The organism is Nonomuraea sp. NPDC052265 (assembly GCF_044547985.1).
In the GTDB taxonomy this organism is placed as follows: Bacteria; Actinomycetota; Actinomycetes; order Streptosporangiales; family Streptosporangiaceae; genus Nonomuraea.
In genome coordinates this window covers 117,854-134,983 of sequence record NZ_JBIUBJ010000004.1, presented here as the reverse complement: position 1 = coordinate 134,983, position 17,130 = coordinate 117,854, and the positions used below count along the sequence as shown (strand labels likewise).

15 protein-coding genes are annotated in these 17,130 nt (G+C 72.3%); 6 read left to right on the top strand and 9 right to left on the bottom strand.

Translation table 11 applies throughout. The features are described 5' to 3' along the window. Positions 1-121: 121 nt before the first annotated feature. The gene (locus ACIHAD_RS14190) at positions 122-715 is read left to right on the top strand and encodes an ATP/GTP-binding protein (protein ID WP_357704895.1); all 594 of its coding nucleotides are present in this window, start codon (positions 122-124) and stop codon (positions 713-715) included. A 23-nt stretch (positions 716-738) separates the two neighbouring features. Beyond that, positions 739-1,224: an Lrp/AsnC family transcriptional regulator gene (locus ACIHAD_RS14185; protein ID WP_397354821.1), complete on the top strand. Its 486-nt coding sequence runs from the start codon at positions 739-741 to the stop codon at positions 1,222-1,224. Between the two features lie 129 nt (positions 1,225-1,353). Here the strand turns inward: ACIHAD_RS14185 and ACIHAD_RS14180 are convergent, their stop codons facing one another. From ACIHAD_RS14180 to ACIHAD_RS14155, 6 genes are read right to left on the bottom strand one after another with little or no spacing between them, the layout of a single operon-like run. Next, entirely contained in the window at positions 1,354-2,328 is a 975-nt protein-coding gene (locus ACIHAD_RS14180) for an N-acetylglucosamine kinase (RefSeq protein WP_397354820.1), read from the bottom strand. After that, positions 2,328-3,587 (bottom strand): 6-phospho-beta-glucosidase, encoded by a 1,260-nt coding sequence (locus tag ACIHAD_RS14175; protein WP_397354819.1) that lies wholly within the window; start codon positions 3,585-3,587, stop codon positions 2,328-2,330. The genes ACIHAD_RS14180 and ACIHAD_RS14175 overlap by 1 nt, the downstream gene beginning before the upstream one ends. Next, on the bottom strand, positions 3,584-4,474 hold the full coding sequence (locus ACIHAD_RS14170; RefSeq protein ID WP_397354818.1) for a carbohydrate ABC transporter permease: 891 nt from the start codon (positions 4,472-4,474) through the stop codon (positions 3,584-3,586). Before ACIHAD_RS14170 ends, ACIHAD_RS14175 begins: the two co-directional genes overlap by 4 nt. Continuing rightward, on the bottom strand, positions 4,471-5,424 hold the full coding sequence (locus ACIHAD_RS14165) for a carbohydrate ABC transporter permease (protein WP_397354817.1): 954 nt from the start codon (positions 5,422-5,424) through the stop codon (positions 4,471-4,473). The genes ACIHAD_RS14170 and ACIHAD_RS14165 overlap by 4 nt, the downstream gene beginning before the upstream one ends. A 6-nt stretch (positions 5,425-5,430) precedes the next feature. Further along, positions 5,431-6,762: an ABC transporter substrate-binding protein gene (locus ACIHAD_RS14160; RefSeq protein WP_397354816.1), complete on the bottom strand. Its 1,332-nt coding sequence runs from the start codon at positions 6,760-6,762 to the stop codon at positions 5,431-5,433. 60 nt (positions 6,763-6,822) lie between these two features. Beyond that, positions 6,823-8,019 (bottom strand): ROK family protein, encoded by a 1,197-nt coding sequence (locus ACIHAD_RS14155; protein WP_397354814.1) that lies wholly within the window; start codon positions 8,017-8,019, stop codon positions 6,823-6,825. A gap of 251 nt (positions 8,020-8,270) precedes the next feature. Here ACIHAD_RS14155 and ACIHAD_RS14150 point away from each other — a divergent pair, with 251 nt between their 5' ends. The 4 genes from ACIHAD_RS14150 to ACIHAD_RS14135 all read left to right on the top strand — a co-directional run bounded on the left by ACIHAD_RS14150 (position 8,271) and on the right by ACIHAD_RS14135 (position 14,035). Further along, positions 8,271-10,526, top strand: a complete 2,256-nt coding sequence (locus ACIHAD_RS14150) for a HelD family protein (protein WP_397354813.1) — start codon at positions 8,271-8,273, stop codon at positions 10,524-10,526. Positions 10,527-11,054: 528 nt separating this feature from the next. Continuing rightward, positions 11,055-12,725, top strand: coding sequence for an apolipoprotein N-acyltransferase (gene lnt, locus ACIHAD_RS14145; protein ID WP_397354812.1), 1,671 nt, complete (start codon positions 11,055-11,057; stop codon positions 12,723-12,725). Beyond that, entirely contained in the window at positions 12,722-13,468 is a 747-nt protein-coding gene (locus ACIHAD_RS14140; RefSeq protein WP_397354810.1) for a polyprenol monophosphomannose synthase, read from the top strand. The genes lnt and ACIHAD_RS14140 overlap by 4 nt, the downstream gene beginning before the upstream one ends. An 84-nt stretch (positions 13,469-13,552) precedes the next feature. Continuing rightward, positions 13,553-14,035, top strand: a complete 483-nt coding sequence (locus ACIHAD_RS14135; protein WP_397354809.1) for an FxsA family protein — start codon at positions 13,553-13,555, stop codon at positions 14,033-14,035. Positions 14,036-14,040: 5 nt separating this feature from the next. Here the strand turns inward: ACIHAD_RS14135 and ACIHAD_RS14130 are convergent, their stop codons facing one another. The 3 genes from ACIHAD_RS14130 to ACIHAD_RS14120 are packed head-to-tail and all read right to left on the bottom strand — an operon-like array spanning position 14,041 to position 17,127. Then, the gene (locus ACIHAD_RS14130; RefSeq protein ID WP_397354808.1) at positions 14,041-15,054 is read right to left on the bottom strand and encodes a DUF2804 domain-containing protein; all 1,014 of its coding nucleotides are present in this window, start codon (positions 15,052-15,054) and stop codon (positions 14,041-14,043) included. 11 nt (positions 15,055-15,065) lie between these two features. Beyond that, positions 15,066-16,469 carry an NAD-dependent succinate-semialdehyde dehydrogenase gene (locus ACIHAD_RS14125; protein WP_397354807.1) on the bottom strand — a complete coding sequence of 468 codons (1,404 nt, stop codon included), beginning with the start codon at positions 16,467-16,469 and terminating at the stop codon, positions 15,066-15,068. Further along, positions 16,462-17,127 (bottom strand): GntR family transcriptional regulator, encoded by a 666-nt coding sequence (locus tag ACIHAD_RS14120; protein ID WP_397354806.1) that lies wholly within the window; start codon positions 17,125-17,127, stop codon positions 16,462-16,464. The genes ACIHAD_RS14125 and ACIHAD_RS14120 overlap by 8 nt, the downstream gene beginning before the upstream one ends. Positions 17,128-17,130: the final 3 nt, after the last annotated feature.

Sequence of the window (17,130 nt, the reverse complement as noted above, 5' to 3'; positions counted from 1 at the left end):
TGGCGTTGCTAGGGTGGCTCGATGCCAGGCACGTCGAACGGCCTTCACCACGCGCCTTGACAGATTTCACTGACCATGCGCGAAGGTCGCACGTGCGCGGGACCTGTACGGGCGGTGCTGGATGGAATTCGGTCGCGTCGACCGTTGGCGGCTCCCGACCGCGATCAAGATCTTGATCGCCGGCGGATTCGGCGCGGGCAAGACCACCATGGTGGGCGCCGTCTCCGAGACCCGCCCGCTGCGCACGGAAGAGGCGCTCACCCACGTCGGCACGCACGTCGACGACCTGTCGGGCGTCGAGCGCAAACTCACCACGACCGTCGCGATGGACTTCGGCCGCATCACCATCCGCGACGACTACATGCTCTACCTGTTCGGCACCCCGGGCCAGGAACGTTTCTGGTTCGTGTGGGACGAGCTGGCCATGGGCGCGCTGGGCGCGGTGGTGCTGGCCGACACCCGCCGCCTGGCCGACTGCTTCCCGGCGGTCGACTACTTCGAGAAGCGCGAGCAGCCGTTCATCATCGCGCTCAACTGCTTCGACGGCACCAGGCCCTTCACCGTCGGCGAGGTCCGCTCGGCCATCGGGCTGGAACCCGACGTCCCCATCGTGCTGTGCGACGCCCGCAGGCGCGACTCCGGCCGCCAGGTGCTCATCACCCTGGTCGAGCACGCGATGAACAGAGGGGTCGCTCCCGTCGGGACCATGTCGTGACCATCACCGGCTACCTTTGACCGATGGAGGAGATCGACCGCCGGATCGTCACGCTTCTCGCCCACGACGGCCGCATGAGTTTCACCGACCTGGCCAGGGAGACCGGGCTCTCCGTCTCCGCGGTCCACCAGCGCGTACGCCGCCTGGAGAAGCGCGGGGTCGTCCGCGGCTACGCCGCCATCATCGACCACGACGCGATCGGGCTGTCGCTGACCGCGTTCGTGTCGATCAAGCCGATCGACCCCGCCGCGCCCGACGACGCCCCCGAGCGGCTGGCCCACCTGAGCGCCATCGAGGCCTGCCACAGCGTCGCCGGGGACGAGAGCTACATCCTCAAGGTCCGGGTGGCCTCCCCGGTGGCGCTGGAGGACCTGCTGCAGCAGATCCGCGCCTCGGCCAACGTCTCCACCCGCACCACCGTGGTCCTGAGCACGCCCTACGAGCACCGCGCCCCCGTCGTCGCCTCCGACGTCACCCCCGCCGAGCCCGACCAGAACGCCTCCGCCTGACGCGGCCGCGCCACGGACGCCGGCCCCGAGAACCGGCGTCCGGAACGCGCTACATGCCCGGACGGACGGACGGGCGGTCCGGCACGTGCCCGGACGGACGGGCGGTCCGGCACCTGCCCGGACGGCGGGTCAGCGGGTGACCGGGAGCTCGAAGTGGGCGCGCAGGCGCCTCAGCGCGCTCTGCGGGGCGCCCAGGTGCTCCAGCCCCAGCAGCGCCGCCCCCGCCACCGGCGGCAGGTCCGCCACCACGAGCTCGGCCTGCGGCGCCCTGGCCGCGAACGCCGCCTCCAGCAGCGGCGTCAGCAGCGGGTCTCGGGCGGTGAGCATGCCGCCGCCGAGCACCACCTCGACCGGCGTCTCCAGCAGGCCGAGCCGCCGCAGGCACACCTCGGCCATCACGGTGACCTCCTCGGCCTGCCGCTCGGCCAGCGACCGGGCCAGCGCGTCCCCGGCCGCCGCCAGGGCCAGCACGCCGGGGGCCAGCTCGTGCAGCCGTCCCTCGTCCACCCGGCCGAAGTGCAGGCCGAGCACCAGCTCCTCGACGGTCGCCGTGCCGAAATGGGACGTGACCAGGTCCGTCAGGGCCGTCGGCGCGCCGCGGCCGTCCTCGGCGCGCACGGCGTGCCACAGCGCGTCCTCGGCCACGCCCTGGCCGCCGCCCCAGTCGCCGCTGAGGCGGCCGAGCGAGGGGAAGCGGGCGACCTGCCCGGTGGGGGAGACGCCGACCGCGTTGATGCCCGCGCCGCACACCACCGCGACCCCCCACGGCGCCGACGTGCCGGCCCGCAGCAGCGCGAAGGTGTCGTTGCGCACCACCACGTCGCCGAACCCGCGCGCGGCGAACTCCGCGGCCAGCGCCTCCTCCTCCACCGGGAAGTCGGCCCCGGCCAGGCAGGCCGAGACGTGGTCGAACGCCGGGACCGGCACGCCGCAGCGGGCCGCCGCCTCGGCCACCACGTCCACGGCCGCCGCCACGCCCGCGCTCTGCGGCTCGAAGGGGCCCGCCCGGCCGGTCGCGACCACCTCGCCGTCGTCGCAGACCACCGCCACGTCGGTCTTGCTGTTGCCGCCGTCGACGGCCAGGAGCAGGCGGGGGCGTGCCACTAGCCCACCGTCCAGGGCAGGTGCTCCCGGTTGGCCTCCAGCAGCAGGCCGGTCAGCTCCTCGGCGACGTCGTCCTGGCCGATCAGCGGGTGCGCCAGCAGGGCGTCGCGCACGCGGTCGGCGCCGCCCCGGCGGGCCGCGTCCAGGGCCAGGGTCTCGTACGCCGACACGTGCGCGATCAGCCCCGCGTACAGCGGCTCGACGGGCGGCACCGGCAGCGGCGCGGCGCCGGAGGCGGTGATCGCGGCGGGCACCTCGATGACCGCGTCGTCGTCCAGGAAGGGCAGGGTGCCCTGGTTGCGCACGTTGACGACCTGGGCGTCGCCCCGGTCACCGAGCAGGGAGGCGATCAGGGCCACCGCCGACTCCGAGTAGAAGGCGCCGCCCCGCTGGGCCAGCAGCTCCGGCTTGGTCACCACCGACGGGTCGCCGTACATCTCCAGCAGCCGCGTCTCCATCGCCGCCACCTCGGCCGCCCGCGACGGCTTGGCGCGCTGCTCGCGCACCACCGCGTCGTGGGCGTAGAAGTAGCGCAGGTAGTAGGACGGGATGACGCCCAGCCGCCGGATCAGCTCCACCCGCAGCCCGAGGGACTCGGCGATCTCCTCGCCGGCCCGGTCGATGATGTCGGGCAGCACGTCCCGGCCGTCGAGATGGACGGAACGCTCCCAGCTCAGGTGGTTCAGCCCGACGTGGCCGAGCGAGAGGCGGCCGGGCTCGACGCCCAGCCCCTCGGCGAAGCGGCGCTGGAACCCGATCGCGACGTTGCACAGCCCGATGGCCCGGTGTCCGGCGTCGAGCAGCGCCCTGGTGACGATGCCGACCGGGTTGGTGAAGTCGATGATCCAGGCGTCGGGGGCCTCCCGGCGTACGGTCTCGGCCAGCTCCAGCACCACCGGGACCGTGCGCAGCGCCTTGGCCAGGCCGCCCGCGCCGGTCGTCTCCTGGCCCACGCAGCCGCACTCCAGCGGCAGCGTCTCGTCCACGTTCCTGGCCGCCTGCCCGCCCACCCGGAGCTGGAACAGCACGACCCGCGCCCCCGCGACGCCCTCGGCGACCGAGGAGGTGGCCAGCACGCGCGCCGGATGCCCGGCGTGCGCCAGCATGCGCCGCGACATCCCCGACACCAGCTCAAGACGGGACGGATCCGGATCGATGAGGGCTATCTCCGTCACGGGCAGCTCGTCACGCAGCCTGGCGAACCCGTCGATCAGCTCCGGCGTGTACGTCGAGCCGCCCCCGACCACGGCGAGTTTCAACCCTTCACTCCTGTCAAGGTCACGCCCTCGATGAACACTCTCTGGGCGAAGAAGAACACGATGATCACCGGCGCGGTCACCAGCAGGGTGGCGGCCATGGTGAGGTTCCACTGGACGCTGTGGAACGCCTTGAACGTGGCCAGGCCGAGCGAGAGCGTCCAGCCCTCCTGCTCGACGCCGGCGTACAGCAGCGGCCCGTAGTAGTCGTTCCAGCAGTAGAAGAACTGGAACAGGGCGACGGCGGCGACGGCCGGACGGGCCATCGGCAGGATCACCCGCACCAGCGTCCTGAAGTCCGAGCACCCGTCCACCCTCGCCGCGTCGATGTACTCGCGCGGGATCGTGATCAGGAACTGGCGGAGCAGGAAGATCGAGAACGCGTCGCCGAACAACATCGGCAGGATCAGCGGCCACAGGCTGTCGGTCAGCCCCAGCCGGGCCCACACCAGGTAGATCGGCACCGCGATGACCTGCGGCGGCAGCATCATCGCGGTGATCACCAGGAGGAAGGCCGCCCGCCGCCCCCGGAAGCGGAAGCGGGCCAGGGCGTAGGCCACCGGGACGGAGGACAGCAGCGTGAACACCGTGCCCAGGCCCGCGTACAGCAGCGTGTTGATCCCCCAGCGCAGCAGCTTCGACTTCTCGAACACCACCACGAAGTTGTCGAAGTTCCACGTGCGCGGCCACAGGTCGCCGGTCAGCGCCTGCTCGTCGGTCATCAGCGCGGTCAGCGTCAGGAACACCACCGGCGCCAGGAACATCAGGGCCAGCACGATCGCCACCGCGTGCGTGGCGATCCACACCAGCGTGCGCCGCCGCCGGGCCCTGACCCCCTGCCGCCGCGCGGGCGCCGCCGGTGGGGCCGGGGCGGTCATGGTCGCGCTCATATCGCCTCCTCGGCCCGGCGGAACTGCCGCAGCAGGATCAACGTGAAGATCATGGACGTGGCGAACAGCAACAGCGCCAGCACGCACGCGTAGCCCATCGTCCAGTCGCGGAAGCCCGACTGGAAGAGCCACTGCGGCAGCGTCAGCAGCGACTCGTCCGGGTAGCCGGGGGTGAAGGCCGAGCCGGGGGAGTCGGTCGCGCCCGAGGCCACCCGGGAGGCGATCATCGCCTGCGTGAAGTACTGCAGGGCGTAGATGACGTTGGTGACCAGGGCGAACATCAGCACCGGCGCGATCGTCGGCAGCGTCACGCTGCGGAACTGCCGCCAGGCCCCGGCGCCGTCGATGGCGGCGGCCTCGTACAGGTGCCTGGGGACGTCCAGCAGCGCCGCCATGAAGATCACGGCGAGCTGGCCGCAGCTCCACAGCGACAGCAGCGTCAGGCTCGGCTTGGACCAGGCCGGGTCGCCGAACCAGTCGGGTCCGTGGATCCCGAACAGGGCCAGGAACTTGTTCCACGGCCCGGTGGCCGGGTTCATCAGGAAGACGAACGTGATCGTCCCGGCCGCCAGCGGGACCAGCGACGGCAGGTAGAAGATCGTCCGCAGCACGCCGACCCCGGCCTTGAGCCTGACCACGAGCTGGGCCAGGGCCAGGGAGAACAGCACGGTGGCGGGCACCATGATCGCCACCAGCCACAGCGTGTTCTTCGCCGACATCGCGACCCTCGGGTCGTGCAGCAGGTACGCGTAGTTGTCCAGCCCGATGAACTCCGGCGTGCTGGTCATGTCGTAGCGGTAGAAGGAGAAGTACACCGTGGACAGCAGCGGATAGACGAAGAAGACCGACACTCCGACGATCCACGGCGACAGCCACAGCAGGGCGCGCGGGCCCTCGCCGCGCCGCCACCTCGACGGCGCGGCGTGGGGGGACGGGGGGGACGACGCCATCGCCGATCAGCCCCCGGACAGCTTCAGCTTGTCGTCGATCTGCTTGTCCACGCCCTTGAGCCCGGCGTCCAGGTCGGTGACCGCGCCTTTCTCCCACTTGACGACGAAGGTCGCCAGCGCCTCCTGGTTGAAGACGCTGTTGACGCTCGGCGGCAGGGTCGAGGTCTTGGGGTGGGCGAAGACGTCGAGGAAGGTGGCGAAGTTCGCGTCCTTGGCCAGGTCGGGCGATTCCATCGCGGCCTTGGTCGTGGGCACGTTGCGCAGGGCGTTGGAGAGCGTCACCAGCGAGCTGGTGTCGGTGGTCAGGTACTTGACCAGTTCCCAGGCCTGCTGGGGGTTCTTGGCGCCCTTGGGGACGCCGATGACGGTGCCGGCGGTGAAGCCGCTGCCGTACAGGTCGGGTTTGTCGTCGGCGACCGGCAGGGGAGCGGTGGCGTAGTCGAGCTTCCCGGCGTCGTTGGCGATCATGGCGTTGCGCCACTCGCCGTCCAGGACCATGGCGATCTTGCCCTTGTAGAACGGGTGGTCGGCGCTCCACTCGTCGCCCAGGCTCTTGCGGAACTTCTCCAGCTTGTCGTAGCCGTACCAGTCGATGAGGTCCTTCTGCCAGCGCAGCAGGGCCTTCCACGCCGGGTCGGTGCCGATGGCCGAGGTGCCGTCGGCGTTGTACCAGGTGGCGCCGACCATGGGGGCCAGATGGCTGGGGCTGTTCTCGTAGTACTGCGTGCTGGGGACGAACCCGGCCACCTTGATGTCGCCGTTCGCGTCGCGCACGGTCAGCTTCTTGGCCAGGTCGGCCAGCTCGGTCAGCGTCCTTGGTGGCTGGTGGCCCTTCATCAGGGCCTTGTTGTAGTACAGGCCGTACGCGTCGGCCAGCAGCGGCAGCGTGCACTGCCGGCCGCCGAAGCTCGTGTAGGAACGTGCCACCGCGGGCAGCACCGACAGGTCGATCCCGTCCTGCTTGATCACGGGGGTGAGGTCCTGGAACGATCCCGACCTGCACCATTGGGCGACGTTGTCCGTCGTGAAGGAGGCCGCCACGTCCGGCGCGTTGCCGCCCCGGATGGCCTGCGTGATCTGGTCGTCCTGGACGCCCTTGGTGGCCTTGACGGTGATCTGCGGGAACTTGGCGTGGAACCCGGCGATGGCCTCCTCGAACGCCTTGACCTCGGCGTCGGTGGAGAATCCGTGCCAGAGCTGGATCGTGGCCGCCGGGAGGGCCGCGGAGGCCGAACCCGAGGGCCTGGGCTGGGAGCCGAGCGAGGGCCCGGCCTCCCTGCCGGCGGTGCAGGCGGTGAGCGCGAGGATCGCGACGGCCGCCAGGGGGACGAAGCGCACGGGGGGTGCCTCCTGCCGCTGGGGGGATCATGAAGGGAGGGTGGAACGGGAAGAAATGGCTCAGGAAGGGACGGTCGAGCTGAAGACCTCGTCGCGCACGGTGTCCAGGGCCAGGTCGAGCGCGCCGGCCAGCACCGGGTTGCCCTCGACATGCGACAGCCGCACGACCGGGCGCGGGATGGTGAGCGCGTGCAGCTCGTGCTCGACCAGCTCGCGCAGCGGCTCGCCGCCCGACAGCACGACGCCGCCGGTCAGCACGATCAGGCCGGGGTCGATGACGGACGTGATGGCCGCCAGGCCCACCGCCAGGCGGGCGGCGATGTCGCGCAGCCCCGCCTTGGCGTCGTCGGCCTTCTGCCCCGAGCCCTCCGCCACGCGGACCGCCTTGGTGATGGCCTGGCGGAAGTCGGTGCCGTGCACGCCGTAGGAGCGCAGCAGCCGCAGCACGGCCGGTCCGCCGGTCAGCGCCTGGTAGCCGTGGTTGGCGTAGCGGCCGGCCTCGCGGGCCGTCGGCGCGCCCGGGGTCGGCATGTAACCCACCTCGCCCGCGCCGCCGGTCGCGCCCCTGTGCATGCGCCCGCCGAGCACGATGGCCGAGCCGATGCCCTCGTCGGCCCACAGCAGCACGAAGTCGGAGTGGCCGCGCGCCGCGCCGTGCGCCTGCTCGGCCAGGGCGACCAGGTTGACGTTGTTCTCCACGTCCACGGCCACGCCGAGACCCGCGCTGAGGGTGGGCACGAGGTCGTCGATCTGCCATCCGGGCACGTCCTTGGCGGCGGCGTAGCCGAGCCGGCCGGTGGCCGGGTCGATCGCCGCCTGCACGCCGATGACGACCCTGCGCAGCTTGTCCGGCGGGTTCGCGCCGGCCAGCGCCGCGCCGAGCCGGTCGACCAGCTCGCCGCCCGGCCGCCGGGTCGTCGGCAGCGTGTACGAGCCCACGACCGTGCCGGTGATGTCGGCGACGCGGGCCTCGATGCGGTCGGGGGTGACGTCGAGCGCGCCCACGTAGGCCGCCGCCGGGTTGATCCGGTAGACCTCGGCGGTACGGCCCGGCAGGCCCTCCCTGATGCCGTCCAGCACGACCAGCCCGGCCTCCTGAAGGCGCGACAGGAGCTGGGAGGCGGTGGGCTTGGACAGGCCCGTCAGGGCGCCCAGCTCCGGACGGGTCAGCGACCCGCGCTCAAGAAGCGCCCGCAGGGCCGCGCGGTCGTTGATCGCGCGCAGCAGGCTGGGCGTTCCCGGAACCGGACCGGTCATCAGGAGGACTCCTTCGACGAAGTTAGGAAACTTTCCTAACTCGTGAACATAGGGAGTTCTCCCATGCTGGTCAAGAGGGCGAAACCAAGCCGTGACCCGGGAAGGGGAAGGGAAGATGGGAGTGCCTCGACAGGCATGCTAATGTCATCGTTTGTCGCAACAACAAGCAGAATGGCCCGGAGTGTCCCATTAACCACAATAATGGTCAGGCGGCAACTCGTCAAACGGAGCTCGCCAAGGAGCAGTCGTACGTGACCGGTCTCTACGACCGCCTCGACGAGCTGCGCGAGCGTACCCAGCGCCGGCTCAAGGAAGTGCTGGCCACGGGCGCCGTCGGCACGATGCAGAACAGATCCGAGCGCGACTCCTTCGCCGACATGTACGCCGGCCGCCTGGCCCGGCTCTGGGCGGTGGAGCGCGGGCTGGTTTTCGGCCGGCTCGACCACGTCGAGGAGGGCCGCCTCTACATCGGCAAGCTCGGCCTCACCGACGACGAGCAGCGCCGCCTGCTCATCGACTGGCGGGCGCCGGTCGCGCAGCCCTTCTACCGCGCCACCCCCGCCGCGCCCATGGGCCTGACCAGGCGCCGCCACCTGCAGACCAGGGAACGCAACGTCATCGGCGTCGACGACGACCTGCTCGACCTCGACGCGCTCACCGACGACGACCGCGCCACCCTCAACGGCGAGGCCGCGCTGCTGGCCGCCCTGGACGAGCGCCGCACCGGCCGCATGCGCGACATCGTCGCCACCATCCAGGCCGAGCAGGACCGCGTCATCCGCAGCGACCTCAACGGCGTCCTGGTCGTGCAGGGCGGCCCCGGCACCGGCAAGACCGTGGTGGCCCTGCACCGGGCCGCCTACCTGCTCTACACCCACAGGGAGCGCCTGGAGCGCCGCGGCGTGCTCATCCTCGGCCCCAACCTCACCTTCCTGCGCTACATCGAGCAGGTCCTGCCCTCGCTCGGCGAGACCGACGTGCTGCTGTCCACCGTGGGGGAGCTGTACCCGGGCGTGACCGCCACCCGGCGCGACCGTCCGGAGGTGGCCGCGGTCAAGGGCGACGCGCGGATGGCCGAGGTGATCGAGCGGGCGGTGCGCGACCGGCAGAAGGTGCCGCGCAGGCCCGTCGAGCTGACGATGGGCCGGCTGACGCTCACCATCGACCGCGCCATGCTCGACGCCGCCAGGAACAAGGCCGTGCGCTCGCGCCGCCCGCACAACCAGGCGCGCGCGGTGTTCGTCAGGTCGCTGCTGAACGCGCTGGCCAGGCAGCAGGCCCGCAAGATCGGCAAGGGGCTCATCGACGACGACGAGCTGGCCGACCTGCGCGAGGAGCTGCGTACCGAGCCGGTGGTCAAGTCGGCGCTCAACCGGCTGTGGCCGTACCTGACGCCCCAGCGGCTGCTGCTCGGCCTGTACGGGTCACCCGAGCGGCTCGACGCGGCGGGGGGCGTCCTCAGCCCCGCGGAGAGGGCGCTGCTGCGGCGCGACTCGGCCGAGTGGACCGACGCCGACGTCCCGCTCCTGGACGAGGCCGCCGAACTGCTGGGCGACATCGACGAGCACGTGCTGCGCGCCTCGGCGATGCAGGCCGAGGAGGAGCTGGCCGCGGCCCGCCAGGCCGAGGAGCACCAGCGCGAGGCCGAACTGGCCTACGCCCGCGAGGTGCTGGAGCTGACCGGCCTGTCCGACGTCATGGAGGCCGAGCGCCTGGCCGACCGCCAGCGCGCCGACGGCCCCTACCTCACCACCGCCGAACGCGCCGCCGCCGACCGCACCTGGGCCTACGGGCACGTGATCGTGGACGAGGCGCAGGAGCTGTCGCCGATGGCCTGGCGGGCGCTCATGCGGCGCTGCCCGACGCGGTCGATGACGATCGTCGGCGACATCGCCCAGACCGGCTCGGCGGCGGGGGCGCGGTCGTGGGCGCAGGTGCTGGACCCGTACGTGGCCGGGCGCTGGCGTCAGGAGCGGCTGACGGTCAACTATCGCACGCCCGTGGAGCTCATGGAGGTGGCCGCGCGGGTGCTGGCCACCATCGATCCGGCCCTGGAGGCGCCGGCGTCGGTGCGCGAGCTCGGCGCGCGGCCCTGGGCGGCGCCGCTGCCGGCGCTGCCGGAGCTGGCCAGGTCCGAGGTCGCGGAGGGCGGCAAGGTCGCCGTGGTGGTGCCCGACGCCCTGCTGGACACGCTCGGCGCGCGGCTGGTCGCGGCCGTGGAAGGCGCCGCCGTGGTCACGTCCGGCGCCGGACGGGCCGCCGGGGCGGCCGCCCTGGACGCGCCCCTGGCGGTGATGGGCGTGGCCGACGCCAAGGGCCTGGAGTTCGACTCGGTGATCGTGGCCGAGCCGGACCTCATCGCCGCCCAGTCGCCACGCGGTCCGAGCGACCTGTACGTCGCCCTGACCCGTGCCACGCAACGGCTGGGCGTCGTCCACGAAGGCCCGTTGTCGGCGGCTCTGTCGGGCCTGCCGAGCAGGTCCCCGACGTCGGCAAACGGGCTTTGACCCGCTTTACGACGGCAGGCCGAACATGCCCCACCTGCGGAAACTTGATGTTCCCGCTGATCGGGACACGGTTGACATCTGAGGTGGAGTCGGTAGTTTGCTGCGCAGTCCAGCACGGGACTTGGCCGGTTGGCCGTCTCTGACATCGCCGGATCCTGCGTCCGTGACGGAGCGTGACTTCGTCCACACAGCCAGGTGCAGGGCCGTCGGTCCGTCGAGTCGGGGCACCCCAACCGGTTGGGGGGTTGGACCCGGGACGGGTCCGGGAGCCCAGTAGACAACGGAATTCCGCGCTCGCCGCCGACGAGACGGGTCCGGTCCGAAGGGTTTCCGGGCCCTCTTCCCGCTCTCGTGCGCAGGATCGCGGATCGCGCCGGGTGATCCCGTCCCGAACGGGATCACCCAGCCGGCCGCCCGACCGCCTGCGAGCGGCTGTTTTCGATCTCGGTGTGCGCCGCTGGCTTGAGCGCGGCCCCGGGGCGGTAGCGTTTTCGCAAGCAGGCGTGCGATTTTGCGAGGAGACCCGGCGTGGTTCAGGACAAGACGAGCCTTCCGCCCGTCGCCGGGCGCGAACCGGCTCCCGAGGCGGACGCCTCCGACGCCGCCCCCGAGGACACCACGCCCGAGGACACCACGCCTGAGGACACCGCCCCTTCTTCGGACAAGGGTGTTCGCGTCAAGGGCGAGGGCCGGTGGGTCCTGGCCGCGCGGGTCGTGGCCGTGGTGGCCGGCGGGCTGCTGCTCTACACCGCCTTCCCGCCGCTCGACTGGTGGTTGTGCGCCCCCGTCGGCATCGGCCTGATCGTCGCCGGCCTCTACCGCGCCCGTCCCCGGCGGGCCGCGTGGCTGGGCTACCTGGGCGCCGCGGTGTTCCTGTTCCCCGCCCTCGCCTGGGTGCGCACGATCGGCGACGACGTCTGGGTCATGCTGGTGGCCACCGAGAGCGTGTTCTACGCCGTCATGGCCGCCCTGGCCGCGCTGGTGTTCCGGCTGCGCCTGTGGCCGCTGTGGTTCGGCGCGCTGTGGGTGGCGATGGAGTGGGCCCGCGGCCTGGTGCCCGTCGGCGGCTTCCCGTGGGCGCGGGTGGCCTTCAGCCAGGGCGAGTCCCTGTTCACCTCCTACGCCGCGCTGGGCGGCGCGCCGCTGGTGTCCTTCGCCGTCACCCTGTGCGGCGCCCTGCTGGCCCACGCCGTCCTGGTGCGCCCGGCGGCCGCCGTGCGCAGGGCCGTCCCGGCCGCCCTGGCGCTGGCCGTGCCGCTGCTCACGCTCGCCCTGCCGAGGCCGGGCGACGAGGGCCGCTCGATCAACGTGGGCATCGTGCAGGGCAACGTCCCGGGGCGCGGCATGCACGCGCTCGGCGACGAGCCGGCCGTCGTCCTGCGCAACCACGCCGAGGAGACCAAGCGCCTGGCCGCCGCCGTGCGCGCCGGGGCCCTGGCCAGACCCGACATCGTCGTCCTGCCCGAGAACTCCACCGACATCGACCCCTACACCAGCGCCTTCGCCCGCCAGGTCATCGACGAGTCGGTCAAGTACGTCGGCGTGCCCACCCTGGTCGGCGCCGTCGTGGCCATCGGCGACGAGCACCGGGCCACGCGCAGCCTGGTGTGGGACCCGGTCACCGGGCCCGGCGCCTACTACGACAAGCAGCACCTGGTGCCGTTCGGGGAGTACACGCCGTTCAAGGAGATCGTGCTGGCGCTGTGGGAGCGGGCCAACCTGGTCGGCCGGCAGTCGGTCGCGGGCACGAAGCCGGGCGACCTGAAGCTCGGCCCGGTCACGATCGGCGCGGTCAACTGCTACGAGGTGGCCTACGACGACACCGTGCGCGGCACCGTGCGCGCCGGGGGCACCCCGCTGGTCGTGCAGACCAACAACGCCAGCTACGCGCTGTCCAACCTGCCGCCGCAGCAGCTCGCGATGTCCAAGCTGCGTGCCGTCGAGCACAACAGGGCCGTCGTGACGGCCGCCACGACCGGGATCTCCGCATATGTCACGCCTGACGGTAAGGTCTCCTGGCAGACCCGTGAACTTGTCCCCGACATGAACGTGGTCAAGGTGCCCGTACGCACCCAGGAAACGATCGCCACAAAGGTGGGCGAGCTTCCTGAATGGGCATTGATGTTGATGGGAGCGGTGGCTGTCGGAGTCGCCGCACGGCGCGGCAGGCGAGGCGACCGAATGGGAAACGGCTCATGATGGAGACTCTCGGCCGGGTGCTCGTCGTCGTCCCGACCTACAACGAGCGCGACAACCTGCCCGCGATCGTCGAGCGCGTGCGTGCCGCGCTGCCGGACGCCCACGTGCTGGTGGCCGACGACAACAGCCCCGACGGCACCGGCGAGGTCGCCGACGGCCTGGCCGAGGCCGACGAGCACGTCCACGTGCTCCACCGGCCGGGCAAGCAGGGGCTCGGCGCGGCCTACATCGCCGGCTTCCGCTGGGGGCTGGGCGAGGGCTACGACGTGCTGGTCGAGATGGACGCCGACGGCTCCCACCAGCCCGAGGAGCTGCCCAAGCTGCTGCAGGCGCTGGCCGACGGCGCCGACCTGGCGATCGGCTCCCGCTACGTGCCCGGCGGCAAGGTGGTCAACTGGCCGCACCGGCGCGAGCTGCTGTCCAAGGGCGCCAACATCTACACCCGGGTGATGCTCGGCCTGCCGGTGCGTGACGCCACCGCCGGTTTCCGCGCCTACCGGGCCTCCACGCTGGAGAAGGTGGGCCTGTCCGGGGTCGAGTCGCAGGGCTACTGCTTCCAGGTCGACCTCACGCTCCGCACGTCCAGGCACGGGCTGCGGGTGGTGGAGGTGCCGATCACGTTCGTCGAGCGCACGGTCGGCAAGAGCAAGATGAACGGCAAGGTCATGTCCGAGGCGTTGTGGCGCATCGGCATGTGGGGCGTCACCGGCCTGCCCCGCCGCCTGCGCCGCACCCGCGGCTGACCGGCGCGAGGATCCGCGTCCAGGAACGCACACGGCCCGCCGGACGTTGTTCCTGATGTACGTGTGCGCGGAATCGAGGAAACGATGCGGCTGCTGCTGTTCCTGGCCTTGCTGGGCGTCCCGGTGCTGGAGGTCTGGCTGCTGATCCAGGTCGGATCGATGATCGGCGGATGGCCGACCGTCGGCCTGCTCGTCGCGGGCAGCCTGCTGGGCGCCTGGCTGGTGCGCCGCGAGGGCCGCCGGGCCTGGCGGCGTCTGCAGGCGGCGTTGTCGGAGGGCCGCGTGCCCGACCGCGAGCTGGCCGACGGCGGCCTGGTGCTGGCCGGCGGCGTGCTGCTGATGATCCCGGGCTTCTTCACCGACGTCGTCGGCTTCGTCTTCGTGCTGCCGTTCACCCGGCCGCTGATGCGACGGCTGGCGTCGTGGTTCTTCGACCGGCGGGTCAAGCGGGTGGCGGCGGCCTCTCCGTACGCGAACCTGTTCCCGTCGGCGCCCGGCGTGGACCGGGCCCCCGAGGGCGGCAAGGTCGTGCACGGCGAGGTCATCCGCGACGATCAGGACGCCTAGCGGCGCTACCAGCGCCGGTAGACCTCCTCGGCCCAGCCGTACAGGCCGTCGACCGTCACGCTCTCGCCGTCGTCGGCGACGACCGTGCCGCGGTAGTGGCCGAACGCCTGGGCCTCCTGGCTGCGCATGTAGAACGCGCGCCGCACGTCGGCCTCCCGCACGTGCTCGGGGACGAACTCCAGGTCCACGCGGTCGCCCACGATGCGCCAGGGCGCGCGCCAGTCGGAGGTGTCGTACCGCCAGACCAGCTCCTCGCTGATCTTGTGCAGGCGGCCGTCGAGGATGAGGCCGTTCTCCACGCTGCCGGTGCCGTCGGTCCACTTGCCGCCGATCTGCAGGGCGACGTCCCGGCCGCCGGGCCGTCCGGCGGCGGCGCCCCAGTTCCAGCGGATGTCGCCGGGCCAGCGCCCGCGCCCGAGGTCGAGCGTGGCGAGGGCGTCGGCGGGGTCGAACTCGTAGGTCAGCCCGTTGACGCGGACGGTGCCCTCGGCGGGACGGCCGACGTCCTTGACCGTGTACTGGAAGCGGCGCGGGCCCCAGGGCACCACGACCGACAGGCTCTCGCGGCCCGGCACCCGCCGCACGAGCACGTCGGCGGCGATCTCGGCGGACTTCAGCCGCAGCCGGGTGCCGTCGGCGGTCTCGTCGACGCTGATGCGCACCGGGCCGGCGCCGATGCGCACGCTGCCCTCGCCGCCGCGCTCGGAGAAGGCCACGCCCCTGGCCGGGACGAGCAGCCCCCGGCTGGAGACCTGCTCGCCGGTGCGCCGGTCGAGGAAGAACGCCGACTCGCCGGCCAGGTAGTCGAGGCTGCTGGCGCTGAAGGCGAACACGTGCCCGGGGCTGGTGACGCACCAGTAGTCCCAGCGCATGGTGCGGCCCCAGCCGCGGATGTTGGCGCGGTGCAGCGGGGTGCGGCTCCAGCCGACCGCGGCCGGGTTGAGCCGGCCGTCGGGCAGGCACAGGTCGACCCTGCGGGTGATCTCGCGCTCGGCGACCGTGCGCGGGCTCGTCTTCATCGTGCTCTCCGTCATCGTCCCAGCCCCACGCTGAGGTACTTGTACTCCAGGTAGTCGGCCACCCCGTGGTGGCCGCCCTCGCGTCCGTAGCCGCTGCTCTTGATGCCGCCGAACGGCGCCTGCGGCGGCGCCAGCGGGCCCCCGTTCACGGTGACCATGCCGAACTGCAGCTCCTCGGCCACCCGCAGGGTCCTGGTCAGGTCGTTGGTCCACACGTAGGCGGTCAGCCCGTACGGGGTGGCGTTGGCGCGTTCGACGACCTTGTCGCAGTCGTCGAACTCCAGCACCGGCGCGACCGGCCCGAACGTCTCCTCGCGGCAGACCAGCATGTCCTCGCTCACCCCGCCCAGCACGGTCGCCGGGTAGTACGTGCCCGCTCCCTCGGGACGGCGCCCGCCGGTCAGGACGGTCGCGCCGCGGGCGACGGCGTCCTCGACGTGCCTGCTCACCTTGGCCACGGCCGGCTCGTCGATGAGCGGGCCCAGCTCGGCCGCCCGCGCCTGGCGTACCAGCTCGGCGGTGAAGGCGGCGGCGAGCGAGGAGTGGACGAAGATCCGGTTGGGCGAGGTGCAGGCCTGCCCGGCGTTGAGGAACTTGCTGCGGGCCACCGCGCGGGCGGCGGCGATCGGGTCGGCGTCGGGGAAGACCAGCACGGGCGCGTGCCCGCCCAGCTCGACGCTGAGCCGCTTGACGTCGTGGGCGCTCTGCCTGATCAGCTCGCGGCCCACCTCGGTGGAGCCGGTGAAGGACACCTTGCGCACCCGCGGGTCGGTCATCACGGCCTGGCCGAACCCGGCGGGGCGGGACGTGGTGACCAGGTTGAACACCCCCGGCGGCAGCCCGGCGGCGACGAACGCCTCGGCCACCGCGATCGCCGACAGCGGGGTCTGCTCGGCCGGCTTGAGCACGACCGTGCAACCGGCGGCCAGCGCCGGGCCGAGCTTGCGGGTGATCATCGAGACCGGGAAGTTCCACGGGGTGATGCCGGCCACCACGCCGACCGGCTCGGGCAGCAGCCAGATGCGGTTGCCCTCGTGTGCGCCGGGCACGGTCTCGCCGTACAGGCGGCGGGTCTCCTCGGCGGCCCACAGCAGGTGGTCGGCGCCCGAAAGCACCTCGCCGGTCGCCTCGGCGAGCGGCTTGCCCTGCTCGGCCGTCATGATCGCGGCGATCCGGCCGGCCCGCGCGGTCAGCTCGCGCGCGGCGGCCCGCATGAGGTCGGCGCGCTCGTGCGCGGGCATGGCCCGCCAGCCGGGCAGCGCGGCCGCGGCGGCGTCGACCGCCTGCGTGGCCAGCTCGGGGCCGCAGTCGGCGACCTGCGCCAGCGGCTCGCCGGTGGCGGGGGAGCGGACGGTGAAGGTCTGGTCGGCCTCCTGCCATGAGGCTCCGACCAGAGCCCTGCGGGTGTCAGCCATGTGTCTCCTGGATTCCTTCGATGAGTGCCTTCATGGCGGCCATCTCGTGCGCGTGCTGCAACGTGCCGGCCAGCGGGATGTCGCCCGCCACCAGGGCGTTCCTGATGGCGATGTGCTCGGCGTGCGACTTGGGCAGCCGCCAGGGCACCAGGCGGAAGCCGCGCTGGGCGGTCTCCGTGCGCGCCCACAGGCTCTGCAGCATGCGGTGGGTGAGCTTGCTGTGCTCGGTGTCGCACAGCAGGGAGTGGAAGCGCCGGTTGAGGCGGGCGAAGGCGGCGACGTCCTCGCGGGCGACGGCGGTCTCGCACTCGGCGAGCACCGCGTCGACCTCGGCCAGCCGCGCGCCCTCCAGCGGCACGCCGCCCAGCTCCAGCGCCAGCGCGGTGAGCGCGGCCCGGACGCTGTAGAGCTCGCGCACGTTGGCCACCGTGAGCTCGGCGACCACGGCGCCGACGTGCGGACGCTCGACCAGCCAGTCCTCCGAGCACAGCTGCTTGATCGCCTCGCGCACGGGTGTCTCGCTGATGCCGACGGCCTCGGCCACCACCCTGGTGGTGATCTTCGTGCCGGGAGGCGCCTCGCCGCTCATGATCAGATGTTTGATGTGGTCCGCCGCAAGATCCGCCTTGGTGCGGAAGGGGGAACGCGATTCGGCCATGGT